Source organism: Anaerolineales bacterium, from assembly GCA_022866145.1.
In the GTDB taxonomy this organism is placed as follows: domain Bacteria; phylum Chloroflexota; class Anaerolineae; order Anaerolineales; family E44-bin32; genus PFL42.
On the sequence record JALHUE010000067.1, the window covers coordinates 1 to 17,439 of the forward strand.

A 17,439-nucleotide genomic window follows, 5' to 3' on the forward strand; every position below is an offset into this window, starting at 1 on the left:
AGGATCTGGAGGAAGACGTAGCCCGCCGACATCCACAGCACGAAGGGCGCAAACGAGTCATAGAACGCCTGGGTGTAGAAGACGAAGGGCGTGCGCTGCAGGCTCACCTGATAGTGGCCGGTCCAGGCGCCGGTCCAGTTAGGCCCTGCATCCGGATGACACTGGCGGCAGGTGGTCAGCAGGTTGGCCGGGTTGACACGCGATGCCGGGTCCGTCGTCTTGAGGATGTCATGCACTCCATGGCAGTCCGTGCAGACAGCTCGATCGTGCCAGATGGTGGGCCAGATGGCCTTGTAGACCGATACGTCCACGCCGTGCCACGAGAGGGAGTACAGACTGTAGACATCGGCTGAGTGACCATAGCGGCCCATCAATTCGCGGTTGGCGTGGCAACCGGCGCACATCTCGGGCGTCTCGATGCGGAACAGCGCCGTGCGTGGATCCTGGATGTTGTGGACCCCGTGGCAGTCGGTGCACACTGGAACGTCGGGGTTGCCGTCGCGCAGCAGGGCGCTGCCGTGAACGCTCTTCGAGTAGGCCTGGAGGATCGACTCGTGGCACTGGCCGCAGGTCTGCGAAATGTGTGCCCGCGGCTCGGCCGGCGGCTGGACGTCATGGGCGCCGTGGCAGTCGGTGCAGATCGGGGCGTCGAGGTTCCCGGCTGTGGCGGCCTGGGCATGCATGCTGTCCTGGGTCAGGCTGTAGTTATCCGGGTGGCAGCGCTGGCACGCCTGGTAGTAGGAGCGGGACAGCTCCCGACGGGTGGCAAACGGGTTCGCCGGGTGGGGGTAGCCGGTCAGCTGCGGATGGCACGACTGGCACTCGATCCCTAGTTCTCCGTGCACCGAGGTGTGCAGGCTGTCCGCCGGGACGTTGAGGGACAAGGTCTCGCCGCTGGGGAGGGTCATCTTCAGCGTTGGGTCGTCGTGGCAGGCGAGGCACTCTGCCGCCGCCCGGGAGGGGGCGGGCGGAGCCACCGTAGTGGCCGGACGCTGGGCGAGAGCGATGCCGGCAACCGCCGCGCTGAGGGCCAGTGCCATCCCGATCCCAAGGCCGAGGCGCAGGAGGCGGGAAACGGTCCTAGGCCTGGCCATCTCGGGTCCCTCCTTGGGTCGGTCCTGGTGGCCGGTCCTCACCGCCCGGTGGCGGTGCGGCCGGAGGCTGGGCTGGCTCGGTGATCAAGCCGAACCTGCGCAGCACGAAGGACAGCCCCAGCATCAACGCCAGGGGAACCAGGCAACGAAGAAGGAACAAGAGGAGGACAATCAGCGGGTTGGCGCCGCTCTCCGCCAGCGGGAGGTCCAGCGCCCCCGGTCCAAGCCACAGCCTGAAGCTCATTGAAGTCTCTCCCCCGATCGTTCGAACCCGTGAGTGCTCACTTGGTCTGAGGCGGGTTGCTGAACAGCGGCAAGAACTTGGCCCCCAGAGTGAACACCAGCAGGGCATATCCGATTACCCCCAGCACGACCGCCCACTCGATCAGGGCGGGTTGATAGGGACTGGGGGTGATCAGGATGGGCGCACCGGGATTGTAGACCAGCGGCACCACCAGGCCGGAGACGGTCACGTTCCAGCGGTTGATCACGATTCCCAGAGCGGCCAGAGCTGCGCCAAGGACCAACAAACCCGGGCGGCGGTTGAAGCGGGGCGACAGGAAGATCACGACCGGTACAACGATCCCGAGCAGGATCTCACCCACCCAGAAGCCGAATGTGTAAGGCGTGAAATTCCCCAGGGTGCGGAAGCTTTCCTGGGCCAGGGGCGTGCCACCATAGTAGGTCACCACCGCCAGGTCCCAGAACTTGATGTAGGCGTACAGCAGCAGGCCCAAGCCGGAGAATCGGGCGATGGTGCGCAGGATGTCCATCGACACCGTCTTGCGGTTGAGCGACCAGGCGAGCACGATGGCGGCAGCCATGGTGACCGCCGGCCCGACCGAGACGGCCGAGATGATGAACATGATCGGCATGCTGGGCTTGAACCAGATCGGGCGGGCCTTGAGGATGCCGTAGGTGGCCCCCAGGGAGGATTGATGCAGCAGCGAGATGCCCAGGCCGATCACGGCCAGGGCTGGAGCGGCGCGGTGCAGGGTGTGGGCCAGGCGCCCGAAGGTGCGGTACTTGCGGAAGGTCTTCGAGTCGGCAATCACCGGCAAGAACTCGACGATCAGGATGATCAGGTAGAGCGTGATGCACCAGGTGATCTCCCACAGCACCGAGTGCACGTTCCAGTAGGCCCAGGGATGCCAGAAGCGATCGGGCCGTCCGATGTCCATCACCAGCGTCAGCAGGGCGGTGGTGTAGCCGATGAATCCCATGAAAATCGCCAGGCGGATGATCGGGCGGAAGCGGTTGACGCCCATCAGGTAGACGACGGCCGAGAGGGTGAAGGCGCCGGCGCCGAGGGCGATGGCCGAGAGGTCAATCGTGATCCACAGTCCCCAGGGTACGATGTTGGTCAGGTTGGTGAGCACCAGTCCCTGGGAGAACACGTTCACCGCTGCCACCAAGCCGATCAGCATCAGCACGCCGACGAAGGCCATCCACCCCAGGAATCCGGGGGTGATGAGCGGGCGGCGTTCCGAGGTCGCGGGGATGGCAGCCATGGGTTACAGTCCCTCCTTCGGCGGCACGTAGTAGACGCTGCTCTGGGTCCCGAGTTCGTCGCGCAATCGGAAGGTCGGGTTAGCGGCGATCGCCTGCGAGACGGGGCTCTCGGGGTCGTCAAGGTCGCCGAACACGCGGGCGCCAACCGGGCAGATGTTGACGCAGGCCGGCGTAGCTTCGGGGTGCACGCCGGGCGTCAGGTCGTTGGCCAGGCCGGCGTCGATGCGGTGCACGCAGAAGGTGCACTTCTCGACGACGCCGCGAGGGCGCCGCTCGACCTCAGGGATGCCCCAAGTGGGGACATAGGGGTTCTCGTCGGAACGGGCTTCCCAGTTGAACATGCGGGCGCCGTACGGGCAGGCGACCTGGCAGTAGCGGCAGCCAATGCAGCGGCCGTAGTCCATGACGACGATCCCGTCTCCTCGGACGTAAGTTGCGCGCACGGGGCAGACTTCCACACAAGGTGCCTCCTGGCAGTGCAGGCAGGGGCGCGTGGTGTAGAAGCGCCGGCCGGTCGAGGACACACTGGGCACCACCGTGTTCCAGGGCATATCGACGGCCACGTCGTTGGTGGCGGAGCAGGCGCGCTGACAGTATTCGCAGCCGATGCAGGTGTCGAGATTGATCAGCATCCCCCAGTGATGTTCGCCTCGGGAGCCTTCGACCTCGCCTTGTGTCCCCTCGAGCTGACTTTGCTTCAGGTTGGCGAAAGGCGTCAGCGGACCGGTGGTGACGGCGGTGGCGAAGACCGCGCCGCCGGCCGTCACCCCCGCCAGTGTCAACACGTCCCGCCGGGTCAGCTCCAGTTTGACCTTGGTCTTCTTCCTGCCCTTATCCTTCTCAGGCATCGGGTTCACCTTCTTCTTCAACCTCGACTAGCTTCAGGCGCTTGCTGACGATCCAGGCGCCTGTGCCGCCGACGACCAGGCCGATGATCGCCCCCTGAACCAGTCCGGCATACAGGTTGGAGGTGGAGCTGGCTTCGAGCTGCTGATTCTGGGCTTCGAGGTCGGTGACCTCGGCTTCGAGCTCGGCCGGCGTCTTGGGGTCCGGGGCCGAGGCGCCGCCGGTGAGGGCCACGATCGTGTCGCGGGTGTGGACCGTGTCCTGGTGGCAGTTGATGCAGGCCTCAGAGCCGACGGTGAAGGTATGGCCGGTGGGGATCAGGCCGCCGATCGGCGGCGCATCGGTGGGCGCGGTGTACATGTGGCAGTTGCTGCACTCCAACCCCGAGTTGGCGTGCGTGCTGTGGGCGAAGCCCTGTCCGGGATCGCTGTGGCAGTTGGTGCACAGCGCCGTCACGCTCTCGGCCTTGGGCTTCTGCGAGTGAGGATTGTGGCAAGACTGGCAGTCGAGTTCAACTGCGCCGTGCGGGCTGGCGCGCCATTCATCGGTGGTGGTCTTGTGACAGGTGGCGCACAGCTCGGCATCCGGGTTGAAGGGCATGGGCTTCTCCGGATGCCCGACGACGAACGGACCGTGGCACGACTCGCACGTCACGCCTTCGGCGGCGTACGAGTTACTGTCGGCGTCATAGCCGGTGGTGTGGCACTGCAGGCAGGCGAACTCCTTGCCTTTCTCCTCCCAGTTCTGCTGGAAGATCGGTGAAGAGAAGGCCTGGGCGTGGCGCGTGGTATCCCACTCGGCGTGCACGTCCGCGTGGCAGTTTGCGCAGAAGTCGGGCCCGGCATAGGTGGCCTCCGCCGGAGAAAGCGCGGCCGGCGCCTCGGCTCCCGGTGCCGTCGGCGTCGACGTCGGTTCCTGGGCGAAGGCCGGAGTGCCCGTCAGGCCCGCCGCCGCCCCGAACAGGGCGAAGCCGAGGAACAGGGCCAGGAACACGGCCGCTGGCTGGCGCAGGTGCAGGGCAGAAACAGGTCGATGCATCGATCACTCCCCTTCCCGTTCGGTGGCGGCCCAGCAGGCGGCCGTGGCCGGCGGAGAATTGCAGTCTGGGCGCGGTACGCCCGGCCCGGGCGGACCCTATGCCGCGTGGGTGGAATACCCCAAGGACGATTCTGGAGGACTCCGGCCATGTTGGTCAGTGGGAACCGTCCGCAGGCGCAATGACGTTCATCACCCATGCAGCCGGGCGAGCCAGGCGGTGGGGCTAGGGTGGGGCGGGCAGGAAGCCTCGGGTTGCGGGCTGGCGCAGCCTCGCCGGCTGCGCTTGGGTCTCATTCATCCTTAAGGCGCGTATGGCATGATGCGGACACTGGCCGGTGGGGCCGCCTACGGTGATAAAATGGACATCCTTGGTGCGGGACAATTCCTACCAGGAAGTCCCCCAGTGGAGGATCGTGAATGACGCAAGAGATGCAGCCGAGCCCGCGCACGGGATCGGGTGGACGAATCAAGTTCCTGATCGGCGGCCTGCTGATCGTGGCCGCCGTGGTCTACCTGATCGCCTCCTCGACCCAGGCGGCGGCCCAGTACTACCTGACCGTCGACGAACTGGCGCAGAAGGGCGATGCCGTCCGAGGGCGCGACCTCAAACTGGCCGGAGCCGTCGACGGCGACTCCATCACCTACGATCCGGAGACCCTGACCCTCGGGTTCACGATCGCCAATGTGCCGGGCGACATGGACGAGATCGAGCAGGGCGGCGGACTGGCAGAAGTGCTGCACCAGGCAGTCAGTGACCCGACGACGCGGCGACTGCAGGTGGTCTACGTCGGCCCCAAGCCCGATCTGCTGCGCCACGAAGCCCAGGCCATCGTCACCGGACGCCTCGGGGAGGATGGGGTCTTCTACGCCGATGAGCTTCTGCTGAAATGCCCCACCCGCTACGAAGGAGAGGTCCCGCTGCAGGCCGAGCAAAGCTGAGGCCCGCCTCGCTCTCGGCCATGCCAGGCGCGCGGTGGGGTGGGCCCGAGGCGCCTGTGGCCAGCCTCGATCCATCTTGACCGTCGAGGCCTTCGCTGCCGCCGGCTCGAGGTTGACCGTGCCGGCTTGGCGCGCCACAGGAGGCCCGGTCGTGGCGAGGGTGAGAGGATGAGGAGGCTAGGGTTCTGATGGCCCAGGTCGGTTACTCAATATTGCTGCTGTCGTTCGCGCTGGCGCTGTACGGCGCCGGCGCTGCGGCGTATGGCGCCTGGCGTGGGCGCCCGGCCTTCGTCGAAAGCGCCCGCCACGCAATGCTGCTCACCTTCCCGCTGCTGACGGCGGCCGCCCTGGCCCTGATCTACCTGCTGGTCAGCGGCAGCTTCCAGGTCGAGTATGTGGCCAGGGTGACCAGCCGGGCGATGCCGATCTACCTGCGGGTGACGGCCTTGTGGGGCGGCCAGGCGGGCTCGCTCCTGTTCTGGTCATGGCTCATGGCGGGCTTCGCCACGGCGGCTTCGGCCCGCAAGTGGGATCGCGACCGCGAGCTCTTGCCGTGGGTGATCCTGGTGACCATGGGCACGCTGGCGTTCTTCCTCAGCCTGGTGGTCTTCTTCGAGAACCCTTTCCTGCGCCTGTGGCAGACGGCCGGGGGCCAGCAGGTGACGGCGCTCTTCCAGCCGGGAGGCACGGCGGCGCTGGTGCCGCTCGATGGCAACGGCCTGAATCCGCTGCTGCGCCACCCGGGTATGATCATCCATCCGCCGATGCTCTATTTGGGTTTGGTCGCCTTTGTCATTCCCTATGCCTTCGCCATCGCTGCCTTGGTGACCCGTCGCTCGGACGATCGCTGGATCCGCATCACCCGGCGCTGGACACTGTTCGCCTGGCTGTTCCTGTCGCTGGGCCTGATCCTGGGCATGCGCTGGGCGTACGACGTCCTGGGCTGGGGTGGCTATTGGGGATGGGATCCGGTGGAGGTGGCGGCGCTGCTGCCGTGGTTGGTCGGGACGCCCTTCCTGCACTCGGTGATCGTCCAGGAAAAACGCGGCATGCTCAAGCAGTGGAACATGGTGTTGATCATCCTGACCTATTCCAGCGTGATCCTGGCGACCTTCCTGACGCGCTCTGGGGTGTTTTCGTCGGTGCACGCCTTCGCCCAATCGGCCATTGGACCGCTGTTCTTCAGCTTCATCGGATTGACCTTCGTCGGCTCGCTCGGTCTGCTGATCTCGCGCTGGAATGATCTGAAAAGCGAAAACCGATTGGATTCAATGTTCTCGCGCGAGGCGCTGTTCCTGCTGCAGAACCTGATCTTCATAGGTATCTACATCGTGTGCCTGTGGGGGATCCTGTTTCCGCTGATCTCCGAGCTGTTCACCGGCCAGAAGGTGACGGTCGGCCCGCCCTTCTACGAACGCGCCACCGGCCCGCTGTGGGCGATGCTGCTGCTTTTGATGGGGGTGGCACCGCTATCGGTCTACGGCCGGACCTCCTGGCAGCGGCTGGGGTGGGCGCTGTGGAAACCGGCGGCCGCCTCGCTGCTGCTGCTGGCGGCGCTGCTGATTGGCGGAATGCGAAACCCGGCGGCGCTCGTCGGCTGCTGGCTCGGTGGCCTGGTGCTGGCCGTGACGGCCTACGAGTTCTGGCGCGGCGCCCGGGCCCGCCACCAGCGCCACGGGGAAAACTACCTCGTGGCGCTCGGCCGCCTGGCGGGGCGCAATCGACGGCGCTACGGCGGGTACACCATTCACATCGGCGTTGTGCTGATGGCCCTCGGCATCATCGGGATCGAGATCTTCCAGACCGAGACCCAGGGCCAGCTGGCGCAGGGTGAGCAGCTCACGCTGGGCCGCTACGCCATCACCTACGATGGGCTGGCGCAGTTTGACACCCCGGACGACCGGAATGTGGCCCGGGCGGTGGTGTCGGTGTATCGCGACGGTGAGTTCCTGAAGGAGCTGTACCCTCGGCGCGACTTCTACTACGCCTCGCAGCAATCGATGACGATCCCCGGCGTGCGTTCGTCACTGGAAGACGATCTGTACATCCTATTGGTCGACTGGAAGCAAATCGCCCAGCAGGGCGCCACCTTCAAGATCTACCACAACCCGCTGGTCAACTTCGTCTGGCTGGGCGGGCTGGTGTTCATCTTCGGGACGCTGCTGGCGGCCTGGCCCGAGCGGGAGCTGGAAGCCTCACACCGGGCGGCACCCGCCCGAGCCGCCGTGGCCAGAGTGTAGGCGGGAGGCTTGGGCATGCGGCGTTGGTTGCTCCTGGGACTGAGCCTAGGGTTGATGGCACTGGCGCTGGCCCCCGCCGCGGCGGCGCAGGAAAACCCGCCGACAGACGATCAGGTCAACGCCATTGCCAAAGATCTGTACTGCCCGGTTTGCGAGAACGTCCCGCTCGATGTGTGTCCCACCCAGGCCTGCCAGCAGTGGCGCGACACGATCCGCGAGAAGCTGAGCGCCGGCTGGACAGAAGGACAGATCAAGCAGTACTTCGTCGACCAGTACGGCGGCCGGGTGCTGGCCACGCCGCCGGCGACGGGGCTGAACTGGCTAGTGTACCTTTTGCCGCCGCTGGCATTCGCCGCCGGCGCCTATCTGTTGCTGCGGGCGGTGCGCGGCTGGCGGGCGCCGGCCTCCACACCGGTCCCTTCGCCAGCCGAAACCTCGGCCAACGACGCCTATGTCGAACGGCTTGAGCAGGAGCTGCGGGAGCGCTCATGAGTATGAAGAAACGGCGAGGCCGAGATGGCTGAGACAACACCTGCCCCGGCTGAGGCACACGCACCTGGGCCGCGCCCCCGACGTTGGGGCGTGATTCTCGTCTGGGGGCTGGTACTTGGACTGTTGGGGATCCTCGGGCTGGGGTTGGTCCGCACGCAGCAGGGCCCGGTCGGCGTGGGCGCGGCGGTGCCCGATTTCATCCTGACGACGTTCAGCGGTGACACGATCGACATCCGCGACCTACGGGGACAGGTCGTGGTCGTCAACTTCTGGGCCTCCTGGTGCAAGCCGTGCGAGCAGGAAGCCGCTGCGCTGGAGCAGGCCTACCAGATGTACAAGGACCAGGATGTGGCCTTCCTGGGGGTGGATTACGTTGACACCGAACGCGAGGCGACCGCCTACCTGGACCGTTTTGGAATCACCTATCCGAACGGCCCGGATCTGGGCACGCGCATCTCGCAGGCCTTCCGCATTCGCGGCGTGCCTGAGACATACATCGTCGCCGCAGATGGCCGGCTGGCGGCCCTCAAGATCGGGCCCTACCTCTCGTTGGATGAGATCGTAAGCCAGATAGAGACTGCCCGCGCCGCCGGGTCGTCGGGCGGATAGCCCGGCCCCTGGCGGGGAGCGCTGGATGGAGTGGAATATGGAGATCGGAGGACTGCTGATCAGCCTGGCGATCCTGGTGCTGGTCGTGGCGTTCGTCGCCCGACCGCTGGTGGACCGCCAGGCGCAGCAGGGGAGTGCGCCCGACAGCGAGCTGTCGGCGCTGCAGGCCGAACGCGACCGGGTCTTGTCGCTCCTGCAGGACTTGGAGATGGACCTGGCGATGAGCAAGATTCCCGTGGAAGATTACCAGGCACAGCGGGCGCCGTTGGTAGCGCACGGGGCCGAGATCCTGCGCCAGATTGACGGGCGCATGCCCGGCGAGGCGGCCATGGCTGGAGAGGCCGCCAACCACGAAGACGCCCTCGAGCGCGAGATCGCCCGGCGCCGTTCGCCTTCGGGCAATCTCGTCGGCAACTGCCCTCGGTGTGGCAACGGGCTGCAGGCCGGGGATCGGTTCTGCGTCCGCTGCGGCACGCCTGTGCCGGTGGAGGCCTCGGCGTGAGCGGCAGGGGCTCGATCCTTCTGCTGCTGGCGTCCCTGGCCGTGGCGGGGTGCTCGCTGGCGGGGGACATTACGCCCCCGCCCGATCTGGCGACGGCCCAAGCGGCGCCGGCCGTGAGTCCCCCGCTGGTGCCCGAATCGGGGCAGCCTTTCTTACCGCCGCAGACAGCGCCCGATCTGACGTCGGGCAAGGCCCTGTATTCCGAGCGCTGCGCGCCCTGCCACGGCCCAACCGGGCTCGGCGATGGCCCGCAAGCAAGCGCATTGTCCGTTTCCCCAACCGCGCTGGGCTCTTTGGAGATCTCACAGGCGGCCACCGGCGCCGTCTGGTACGACGTCGTAACCCGCGGCCGAATCGAGCGCTTCATGCCGCCCTTCGTCAGCCTGAGCGACCAGCAGCGCTGGGACGTGGTTGCCTATGCCCTGGCCCTTGGCACCCCGGACCAGGCGCTGCAGGCTGGGGCGGCCGTCTATGACGAGCAGTGCGCCACATGCCACGGCGACCGCGGGCAGGGCGGTGAGGTCGGCCCGGCGCTGAATGAGCCAACCCAACTCGCCGAGCGGTCGCTGGCCCAAACGGTGCAGATCATCCAGCAGGGGCGCGGCCAGATGCCGCTCTTCGCCGGCGGGCTTTCGCAGCCGGAGCAGCAGGCGGTCGCGGCCTATGTCCGCAGTCTGAGTTTCGCCTCTGACGCCCGGGCGCAGGTCGACCCAACGCCGGAGACGCTGCCGACTCAGGCAACGGCCGCGCCGACCACTGCCCTGGCGACCGACGCCCCGGCAACCACTGCCGGAACGCCGTCGGGCAGTGCTGCCACGGCAGAGCCCGCCTTGCCCCTGCAAGCGGTGATCCAGGGCACCGTCCGCAACCTTTCGAGTTCGGGGAAGGTCCCGCCTGGCCTCAGCGTGACGCTCAAAGGTTTTGACGGCGAAGAAGAAGTCGTCTCCGAGCAGGCCCAGGTCGACGCCTCGGGTCGGTTCAGCTTCAAAGACATCGAGATCGTTCCCGGGCGGCTGTTCTTCGTTGTCGGAGAACATCTGGGTTTGACCTACGCCTCAGAGGTGGCCCATCTGCTGCCGGCGCAGGCCAGCCTGGATCTGCCGATCGTGATCTACGATTCGACCGAGAGCACGCAAGAGCTGGCGATCGAGCGTCTGCATACCCTCTTTGACTTCTCGATCGAGGGTTCGGTGCGGGTGATCGAGCTGTGGATCCTGTCCAACCAGGGAGATCAGACGATCGCCCCAGCCGAGGGGATTCAGGTCTCGCTCCCGGTGGACGCGACGGATGTGCAGTTCGAGGGTGGCGCCGTCGGTGAGCGCTTCGTGCTCACAGAGTCCGGCTTCGCCGACATGGAGCCGGTCAGCCCTGGCCAGGGGTCAGGCGAGCTGGTGTTCAGTTTCAGCCTGCCCTACGAACGGCGGCTGGAGTTTGCGCAGCCGGTGAACTACCCGGTGCAGGCCGTCATACTTCTCTCACCGGAGCCCGGCCCGAAGCTGCAGGCCGAGGGCCTGCAGGAGATGGGCGTGCGCGAGATCAGCACGGGCGTGATCCGAAGCTATGGCCTGGGGCCGGTGGCAGCCGGGGACGCCGTGCAGGTGACGCTCAGTGGCCGCCCGGCTGCCAGCACCGCCACGGGCTCGCTGCCGCCGAATCTGGGAATCGCAATCGGTCTGGCTGCTGTAGGGGTGGCGCTGATCGCCGCCGGGCTGCTGTGGTTTCGCCCGAAGCGCCAGCCAAAGGTGGAGGCAGAACCGCCGGCGGCGGCGGACCCGGAACGCGAGGGCCTGCTGCGGGCCATCGCCCGACTGGATGATGACTTCGAGGTCGGGCGCATCCCGGAGGCTGACTACCGGGAGCGGCGCGAGGCCCTCAAGCGCTCGCTGCTGGCTATTTCTGGGGAAGGTGACGGCGAAGCGGGATGATCGAAGTCCGCAAGTTGGTCAAGACCTTCGGCCTGAAGCCTGTGCTGCGCGGGCTGGATCTGAAGGTTCCGCCCGGCGAGTTTCTGGCCTTGCTCGGCCCCAACGGCGCCGGCAAGACGACCTTGCTGCGCATCCTGGCCTCGCTGGCGCGTCCGACTGCCGGCGTCGTGCGAATCGCCGGATACACGCTGCCGGGCCAGGCGTCCGCCGTGCGCCGCAGACTGGGCGTGGTGTCGCACCTGCCGCTGTTGTACGGGGACCTGAGCGCCGAGGAGAACCTGCGCTTCTACGCCCGCATGTATGACCTTCAGGATATCGAACGCCGGGTTTCCGAAGCCCTGGAGCTGGTCGGCCTGCGGCCGCGGCGGCGAGACCGGGTGCGCGAGTTCTCGCGCGGCATGCAGCAGCGGCTGGCAATCGGCCGGGCGATCTTGCATGAGCCCGAGGTGCTGCTGTTCGACGAGCCTTACACCGGCCTCGATCAAGAGGCGGCGCTGATGCTGGACGGCCTGCTGCGCCAGGTCGCCGATCGCGGCCGGACCGTGATCATGACCTCGCATGACCTGCTTCGTTCGGCGTCGCTGGCGACGCGGCTCGACATCCTGTCGCGCGGGGTGATCGCCCGTTCGCTGGATCCGGCCTCGATGGATGCCGGCGAGCTGGCGGGGCTGTACCAACAGGTGACCCATGGCTGAACCGGCCGGGCAACTGCTGGGCCCGCTGGAGGTCCGCCGCCGGCACCGGTTCGCCGGGTATGTGCGCGCCATCGGCGCCATCGTGTGGAAAGACCTGGCGGCCGAGTTGCACAGCCGGGAGCTGCTGGGGGCGATGCTGGTCTTCGCCCTGCTGGTGATCCTGATCTTCAACTTCGCCCTTGAGCTCGACCTGCGCACGCGGGCGACGATCACCTCCGGCGTCCTGTGGGTGACGTTCGCCTTTGCCGGCACACTTGGCCTGAACCGCTCGATGGCGGTCGAGAAGGACCGTGGCTGCCTGGATGGGCTGCTGCTGGCGCCCGTGGACCGCAGCGCCATCTACTTCGGCAAGTCGGCCGCCAACCTAATCTTCCTGCTGATCGTGGTGGCCGTGGTGCTGCCGCTGTACAGCTTGCTGTATAACGTCAACCTGCTCGTGCCCGGACTGATTGGCGTGATCGTGTTGGGGTGTCTGGGGTACATCGCAGTCGGCACGCTGCTGGCCTCGATGGCCGTCCAGGCGCGCACCCGGGATATCCTGCTGCCGATCCTGCTGTTTCCGGTCGTGCTGCCGGTGCTGGTGGCGGCGATCAAAGCCACCAACGGATTCCTGCAAGGGTTGGAGATGGCCGACATCCGACCCTGGCTGAACCTGCTGATCGTCTATGACGTGGTGTTCACCGCGGTCGCCTTCATGTTGTTCGATTTCGTCGTGGAAGAATGACCGAGGCTGAAGGGGCTACAGGCTGAGCACCCAAGGAGGAGAACCGATGGAAGCAACACCCAGAGGACTGAAGGTCCTGACCTGGATCACACTCGGGCTGTTTGCGCTGGCTAGTTACGCCGTGCTGGTCTACGCCCCGCGGGAAGCGGTGATGGGCGATGTGCAGCGCGTGTTCTACTTCCACGTCTCGGCCGGCTGGGTGGGGGCGCTGGCCTTCCTGGTGGCGGTGGTGGCCGGCATCGCCTACCTGATCACCAAGAACCGGCGCTGGGATACGATCGGCCTTTCGTCGATCGAGATCGGAATCGTCTTCACCTTCATCAACATCGTCACCGGATCAATCTGGGCCCGCCCGATCTGGAACACCTGGTGGACGTGGGACCCGCGCCTGGTGACGGCCACGGTCATGGAGCTGATCTACATCGCCTATATGATGCTGCGCCAGGGAATCGACGATCCCGACCGGCGGGCGCGCTTCGGCGCCGTGTACGCCATCCTCGGCTTCTTGAGCGTTCCGCTAACGTTTCTATCGATCCGCATCTTCCGCACGATTCACCCGGTGGTCATCGGGAGCAACGATCCGGGGGCGCAGGGCGCCTTCGACATGACGCCGCGCATGTTCCAGGCCTTCATGTTCAGCCTGGTCACCTTCACCTTCATCTATGTGACACTGTTGTGGTACCGCATCCGGCTGCAGCGCCAGGCCGACAAGATCGAAGCCATGAAGGCTGAGATCCTGGGCGGCTGAGCGCCCGCCGAGAGAGGAGGACGAGATGTTGCTGCAGAGTGGCCCGGCGGATACCTTCAGCTTCATGCTGATGGGGTTCGTGGTGATCTTCGGAACGATCGGACTGTATGTCCTCAGCCTGTACCTGCGCGCTCGCAATCTGCGCAAGGACGAAGCCGTGTTGACCGAGGTGCGGTCTTAAGAGGCTGGAGCCTGACCGCCTGCTCGACGAAGTGTTGACAGGTGTGGTGGTTGGGGCTTCGCTCCGGCCACCACACCTGCGGTTTCCTTCCCCCAGGAGGCCGCCCTTGCACCTCTCGGTGAGGCTCCAACAAGGGCCTGGTAGGTTTGATTGGCGGATCTTGGGGCTCAACCCCTTCTCGCCCGAGGCCCCTACAGGCTGGCGATGGCGTCTCGGATGCGCTCAAGCGCCTCGGCCAGGACCGACCGCGGGCAGGCGATGTTGATGCGCTCGAACCCCTCACCTTCCTCGCCGAAGATGTAGCCCTCGTCCAGATACACCTTGGCACGCTTGAGCATCAGGTGCTTGAGCTCCAGCTTGCCGAGCCCGAGCCGGCGGCAGTCAAGCCATACCAGGTAGGTCCCCTCGGGTTCGATGACCGAGATCTGCGGGATGTGCGTGGCGACATACTCGCGCAGGTAGGCGACATTGCCCTGGAGGTACTCCAGGACCTGAGTCAGCCAGTCTTCGCCCTGGTTGTAGGCGGCCTCGAGGGCGACGAGTCCGAAGGCTGTGATGTCGAAAACCCCATTCTTGTCGAGTGTACGCCGGAAGCGGGCGCGCAGGTCGGCGTCCGGAACGATGATGTTCGAGGTGTGCAGGCCGGCCAGATTGAAAGTCTTGCTGGGCGCGGTGCAGATGATGGCCTTCTCCGCCATTTCGCCGCCCAAGGCAGCGAAGGGGGTGAAGGTATGCCCGGGTAGGATCAGATCCCCGTGGATTTCGTCGGAGACGATCAGGATGTCGTGCTCGAGGCAGATCTCGGCGAAACGCTGCAGCTCCTGGCGGCTCCAGACGCGCGAGATCGGATTGTGCGGGCTGCACAGGATCGCCATCTTGACCCGCGGGTCGGCCGCCTTGCGCGCCAGGTCGTCGTAATCCATGCGATACCGCCCGCTTTCAAGGATCAACGGGTTGGTGACGGTGACGGCGCCGTTCTTGGCGATGGCGCTGAAGAACGGATAGTAGACCGGCGGCTGGATGAGCACGGCCTCACCCGGGTTGGTGAAGGCCTGGACGAGCATACAAAGCGCCGGGACGACTCCCGGTGAGAAGCAGATCCACTCCCGGGAGATCTCCCACCCCTGTCGCCGGCGCATCCATCCGATCAGCGCCTGATCGTAGGACTCCGTTGGGGCGGTGTAGCCATAGATGCCGTGCGCGGCGCGGGCCACAAGCGCCTCCACCACCGGCTTGGGGCAGGCGAAGTCCATGTCGGCGACCCACATCGGGAGGGTTCGGCCTTCGCCAAAGAACCGGTCGGTGTGCTCCCACTGCAGCAGGTCGCCTTCGGATTGGATGAACTCCCACTTGGCCGAATTCGTCCGGCGTCGGTCGATCTCTCGATCGAAGTCATAGCGCATCGATGCCTCCTGACTGGGGTGGAGGCTACACCTGCTTGATGGTCATCACAAGCGCATGCGGCTGAGCGGGACTGGCGGTTGGATGGGCCGGATCATGACCAAGGCAATTGACCCGAGCCCGATGGCCTGCAATGCTCGGTTTGCGGTGGGCCAATCGAGCTAGCGCTGCCGGCCGGTGTGGGTTGGAATGCGCGTCGGCCGCACGGTCGGCGGCGATTGGGCTGGGTCAGGCTTGATCGCCTTGTGTGGCTGCGGTGGGCGCTCGGCTTGTTTGCTCCACTACCGAAGACCATCGCTCAACCTGGCGACTCCCCGCTGTCCAGTTGCTCCAAAGTCCGGAAACCCTGGGGGTCCCGCTTTGAGGGCGCGAGGCGACTGGAGGCAGTGAAGGCCGAGGAGGGCCGAGGCACCTCCCCCAGTCACCGCCTGGGAGCTTGGCGGGCCAGGGTACGCAGAGTGAAAAGCAAAGTCGTGGACCAGGCGCTGACACAGGAAGGCGGTTTCCCTACTCAGCAATCGTGACCCAGAACTGGGATCGCGCTGTCACCTTCTGCCAAGGGGAGCCGCCTCCAATCACCGCCGGCTGCAGGCACAAGGTAGGAATCCTGGCCATTGCTGTGGGTGTTCGGGGTAATCGCCAGCAGGTCGCCTTCCTCCGACCACGCCACAGAAACGACATGTGAGCCATCGGGGAAACGGAACGCCTAGAGGACGCTGCCCTCTGAACTCGCGATCCCTAACCGGCCGTCGAAGGTGATGAAGGCGATCTTGTCGCCGGTCGGGGAACATGCGAAGGGCGCTGTCCCGCGAGGGAAGAACTGCGGCTTGGCGGGGCAAGTGGCAGGATCGTCCAGGCAGCCGGTGTCAAGGACGTAGATCCCGGGATCGGGCCGGAACTCCATCGCCCGGTAGATCAGGAGGCTCGCACCGTCAGGGGACCACTGGGGATCTGTGCATGCATTGTCCTCCGTTTCGCAATCGGCGACTACAGGGCTGCGAAGTGTTTCCATGTCGATCACATGAATGTTCAAGCCGCACGACACCGCCAGCATTGCGCCGTCGGGGGCCCAAGAGTGGAATGAACATCCCTTTCCAGAATCCAGACATTGGATCTCTTGAGTACCTGGGTCGAGGAGACCGATACTCGGATCCCCTGCGGGTCCATCGCCCTGCGCCTCGAAGGCGATCCTCTGATGATTGGGCGAGAGCTGGGGGCGGGCACAGCCGCCCGTGAAGGTACCACCCCCGGCGTCGCCCACTGGACAGCCGAGTGGCTCCCTACCTGTCGAAGCGGCCTCCAAGCCTGGGGGCGCGGGGCGGCCCACGTTCGCCAGCGCAAGACCGACGGACTCATGGCCGCCGGCCAAGCCAAGCGATCGACAGACCGGCAGCGAAGCTGCCTCTGGGCTCATTCAGGCAAGACCGTCGGCATCAAGGCATCCGGGCCGTCCATCCCGCTCCGTCGTGGCGGGCACTATCATCGGCGGCGCGGTGTTGGTCGTAGTCGTGCTGATCGGGATTGTGGCGCTGGTGCTGGCGCCGAGCCGCCAGAGCTCTGCCCCAGGCGCCTTCGCCACGTTGCCGCCAGTCTGGACCGACACTCCGGCGCCGACAGCGACTCCCACGCAGACACCCGCCCCCACGATGCCGCCGCCGACACCCGCGCCGCTAGCGCGACACGCCGCCTGTTGTACACTCCGTCACAAGATCGGCGCACTGAACGTTTCAATGGAAGACGCTCGTGTGGCGGCCTGCCCCTGGCAGGCATGGCAGCCGCCCCACGGCACCCACCGGGAGGTTCCCATGCCGCTCCGCCGCTTGCCGCTACTGGTCCTCTTCGTTAGCCTTGGCTTTCTGCTGGCCGGCTGCGCCGCAGTCCGAGCCTCGATCGACGACGCCGTAGCCCCCATCCCGAACCAGGTCGCCCCGATGTGCGCGCTCGGGAAGCCCTCCCCGCAAACCCCCAACAACTCATACAACCCGTATGAAGTGGCGGACGTCCGCTGGGAATACGGCCTGCCGTGCGAGCCGGATGGGTACCAGGTGGACGTCAGCACCTCGGAGGATTTCTCCGGCGAGGCGCTGGGCGGAACGACCGACGCCGACTCGCTGACCTGGATATTCGACACGCCGCAAGACGTCGCCGCACACTACTACTGGCGTGTGGCGGCGATCCGCGACGGCTACGTGGGGCCGTTCTCGGAAACGCGCGTCCTGCGGGCCGGACCGAAGTGTGTGGCGGGCGACGACTTCGGCATCCACCTGCAGTCGCCGGCCTCGAGCGCAGATGTGGAAACCCTCTACCCCACGTTCGACTGGGAAGTGTACGGCAACGGATGCATCGCCTACTTCGGAAGCATGATTTGGCTCTACCATGGGCCCGACGCACCGGTCGGGCTTTCGGGTCCAAACACGGGTCTTCTGCTGGGGCGCTCGGGCGGCTCGCCTTACACCTTGCGGGACATGTATGACGGAATGCGCCACTGGAGCG

Annotated in this window: 17 protein-coding genes and 1 pseudogene; 11 read left to right on the forward strand and 7 right to left on the reverse strand. The window is 66.1% G+C overall.

The features are described from left to right. From MUO23_01995 to MUO23_02015, 5 genes are all read right to left on the reverse strand, one after another. On the reverse strand, positions 1-1,094 hold a 1,094-nt coding region (locus MUO23_01995; protein MCJ7511726.1), incomplete at its 3' end, for a cytochrome c3 family protein. After that, positions 1,081-1,338 (reverse strand): hypothetical protein, encoded by a 258-nt coding sequence (locus tag MUO23_02000; GenBank protein ID MCJ7511727.1) that lies wholly within the window; start codon positions 1,336-1,338, stop codon positions 1,081-1,083. The genes MUO23_02000 and MUO23_01995, both read right to left, overlap by 14 nt. Positions 1,339-1,375: 37 nt before the next feature. Next, positions 1,376-2,605 carry a polysulfide reductase NrfD gene (gene nrfD / locus MUO23_02005; protein ID MCJ7511728.1) on the reverse strand — a complete coding sequence of 410 codons (1,230 nt, stop codon included), beginning with the start codon at positions 2,603-2,605 and terminating at the stop codon, positions 1,376-1,378. A gap of 3 nt (positions 2,606-2,608) precedes the next feature. Continuing rightward, positions 2,609-3,454, reverse strand: a complete 846-nt coding sequence (locus tag MUO23_02010) for a 4Fe-4S dicluster domain-containing protein (protein MCJ7511729.1) — start codon at positions 3,452-3,454, stop codon at positions 2,609-2,611. Next, positions 3,447-4,490, reverse strand: coding sequence for a hypothetical protein (locus tag MUO23_02015; GenBank protein ID MCJ7511730.1), 1,044 nt, complete (start codon positions 4,488-4,490; stop codon positions 3,447-3,449). Before MUO23_02015 ends, MUO23_02010 begins: the two co-directional genes overlap by 8 nt. Before the next feature lie 417 nt (positions 4,491-4,907). On the opposite strand from MUO23_02015, the gene MUO23_02020 reads away from it, so the two are divergent. The 10 genes and pseudogenes from MUO23_02020 to MUO23_02065 all read left to right on the forward strand — a co-directional run bounded on the left by MUO23_02020 (position 4,908) and on the right by MUO23_02065 (position 13,545). Next, positions 4,908-5,429, forward strand: a complete 522-nt coding sequence (locus MUO23_02020) for a cytochrome c maturation protein CcmE (GenBank protein ID MCJ7511731.1) — start codon at positions 4,908-4,910, stop codon at positions 5,427-5,429. A gap of 188 nt (positions 5,430-5,617) precedes the next feature. Next, positions 5,618-7,669, forward strand: a complete 2,052-nt coding sequence (gene ccsA, locus MUO23_02025) for a cytochrome c biogenesis protein CcsA (protein MCJ7511732.1) — start codon at positions 5,618-5,620, stop codon at positions 7,667-7,669. 15 nt (positions 7,670-7,684) lie between these two features. Beyond that, positions 7,685-8,161, forward strand: coding sequence for a cytochrome c-type biogenesis protein CcmH (locus MUO23_02030; GenBank protein ID MCJ7511733.1), 477 nt, complete (start codon positions 7,685-7,687; stop codon positions 8,159-8,161). 24 nt (positions 8,162-8,185) lie between these two features. Beyond that, positions 8,186-8,770 (forward strand): TlpA family protein disulfide reductase, encoded by a 585-nt coding sequence (locus tag MUO23_02035; protein ID MCJ7511734.1) that lies wholly within the window; start codon positions 8,186-8,188, stop codon positions 8,768-8,770. Positions 8,771-8,807: 37 nt separating this feature from the next. Continuing rightward, positions 8,808-9,272 (forward strand): zinc ribbon domain-containing protein, encoded by a 465-nt coding sequence (locus MUO23_02040; GenBank protein MCJ7511735.1) that lies wholly within the window; start codon positions 8,808-8,810, stop codon positions 9,270-9,272. Continuing rightward, the gene (locus MUO23_02045; GenBank protein MCJ7511736.1) at positions 9,269-11,197 is read left to right on the forward strand and encodes a c-type cytochrome; all 1,929 of its coding nucleotides are present in this window, start codon (positions 9,269-9,271) and stop codon (positions 11,195-11,197) included. Before MUO23_02040 ends, MUO23_02045 begins: the two co-directional genes overlap by 4 nt. After that, positions 11,194-11,817: pseudogene (gene ccmA, locus MUO23_02050) on the forward strand (heme ABC exporter ATP-binding protein CcmA). Before MUO23_02045 ends, ccmA begins: the two are co-directional and overlap by 4 nt. A 67-nt stretch (positions 11,818-11,884) precedes the next feature. After that, positions 11,885-12,616, forward strand: a complete 732-nt coding sequence (locus tag MUO23_02055) for a heme exporter protein CcmB (protein ID MCJ7511737.1) — start codon at positions 11,885-11,887, stop codon at positions 12,614-12,616. Between the two features lie 46 nt (positions 12,617-12,662). Further along, complete coding sequence (ccsA, locus tag MUO23_02060; protein ID MCJ7511738.1) at positions 12,663-13,364, forward strand: cytochrome c biogenesis protein CcsA; 702 nt, start codon at positions 12,663-12,665, stop codon at positions 13,362-13,364. Positions 13,365-13,389: 25 nt separating this feature from the next. After that, positions 13,390-13,545, forward strand: coding sequence for a hypothetical protein (locus MUO23_02065; GenBank protein MCJ7511739.1), 156 nt, complete (start codon positions 13,390-13,392; stop codon positions 13,543-13,545). Between the two features lie 191 nt (positions 13,546-13,736). Here MUO23_02065 and MUO23_02070 read toward each other — a convergent pair whose 3' ends face one another. Then, positions 13,737-14,948 carry a pyridoxal phosphate-dependent aminotransferase gene (locus MUO23_02070; GenBank protein MCJ7511740.1) on the reverse strand — a complete coding sequence of 404 codons (1,212 nt, stop codon included), beginning with the start codon at positions 14,946-14,948 and terminating at the stop codon, positions 13,737-13,739. Positions 14,949-15,652: 704 nt separating this feature from the next. Then, the gene (locus MUO23_02075) at positions 15,653-16,000 is read right to left on the reverse strand and encodes a hypothetical protein (protein MCJ7511741.1); all 348 of its coding nucleotides are present in this window, start codon (positions 15,998-16,000) and stop codon (positions 15,653-15,655) included. Positions 16,001-16,439: 439 nt separating this feature from the next. Here MUO23_02075 and MUO23_02080 point away from each other — a divergent pair. After that, a partial coding sequence (locus MUO23_02080; GenBank protein ID MCJ7511742.1) for a hypothetical protein occupies positions 16,440-17,439 on the forward strand: 1,000 nt, incomplete at its 3' end.

Bases quoted from the DNA above. Each gene is read 5' to 3' on its own strand.
- MUO23_02000 (MCJ7511727.1), bottom strand. From the start codon at position 1,338: ATGAGCTTCAGGCTGTGGCTTGGACCGGGGGCGCTGGACCTCCCGCTG.
- nrfD (MCJ7511728.1), bottom strand. From the start codon at position 2,605: ATGGCTGCCATCCCCGCGACCTCGGAACGCCGCCCGCTCATCACCCCC.
- MUO23_02010 (MCJ7511729.1), bottom strand. From the start codon at position 3,454: ATGCCTGAGAAGGATAAGGGCAGGAAGAAGACCAAGGTCAAACTGGAG.
- MUO23_02015 (MCJ7511730.1), bottom strand. From the start codon at position 4,490: ATGCATCGACCTGTTTCTGCCCTGCACCTGCGCCAGCCAGCGGCCGTG.
- MUO23_02020 (MCJ7511731.1), top strand. From the start codon at position 4,908: ATGACGCAAGAGATGCAGCCGAGCCCGCGCACGGGATCGGGTGGACGA.
- ccsA (MCJ7511732.1), top strand. From the start codon at position 5,618: ATGGCCCAGGTCGGTTACTCAATATTGCTGCTGTCGTTCGCGCTGGCG.
- MUO23_02030 (MCJ7511733.1), top strand. From the start codon at position 7,685: ATGCGGCGTTGGTTGCTCCTGGGACTGAGCCTAGGGTTGATGGCACTG.
- MUO23_02035 (MCJ7511734.1), top strand. From the start codon at position 8,186: ATGGCTGAGACAACACCTGCCCCGGCTGAGGCACACGCACCTGGGCCG.
- MUO23_02040 (MCJ7511735.1), top strand. From the start codon at position 8,808: ATGGAGATCGGAGGACTGCTGATCAGCCTGGCGATCCTGGTGCTGGTC.
- MUO23_02055 (MCJ7511737.1), top strand. From the start codon at position 11,885: ATGGCTGAACCGGCCGGGCAACTGCTGGGCCCGCTGGAGGTCCGCCGC.
- ccsA (MCJ7511738.1), top strand. From the start codon at position 12,663: ATGGAAGCAACACCCAGAGGACTGAAGGTCCTGACCTGGATCACACTC.
- MUO23_02065 (MCJ7511739.1), top strand. From the start codon at position 13,390: ATGTTGCTGCAGAGTGGCCCGGCGGATACCTTCAGCTTCATGCTGATG.
- MUO23_02070 (MCJ7511740.1), bottom strand. From the start codon at position 14,948: ATGCGCTATGACTTCGATCGAGAGATCGACCGACGCCGGACGAATTCG.
- MUO23_02075 (MCJ7511741.1), bottom strand. From the start codon at position 16,000: ATGCTGGCGGTGTCGTGCGGCTTGAACATTCATGTGATCGACATGGAA.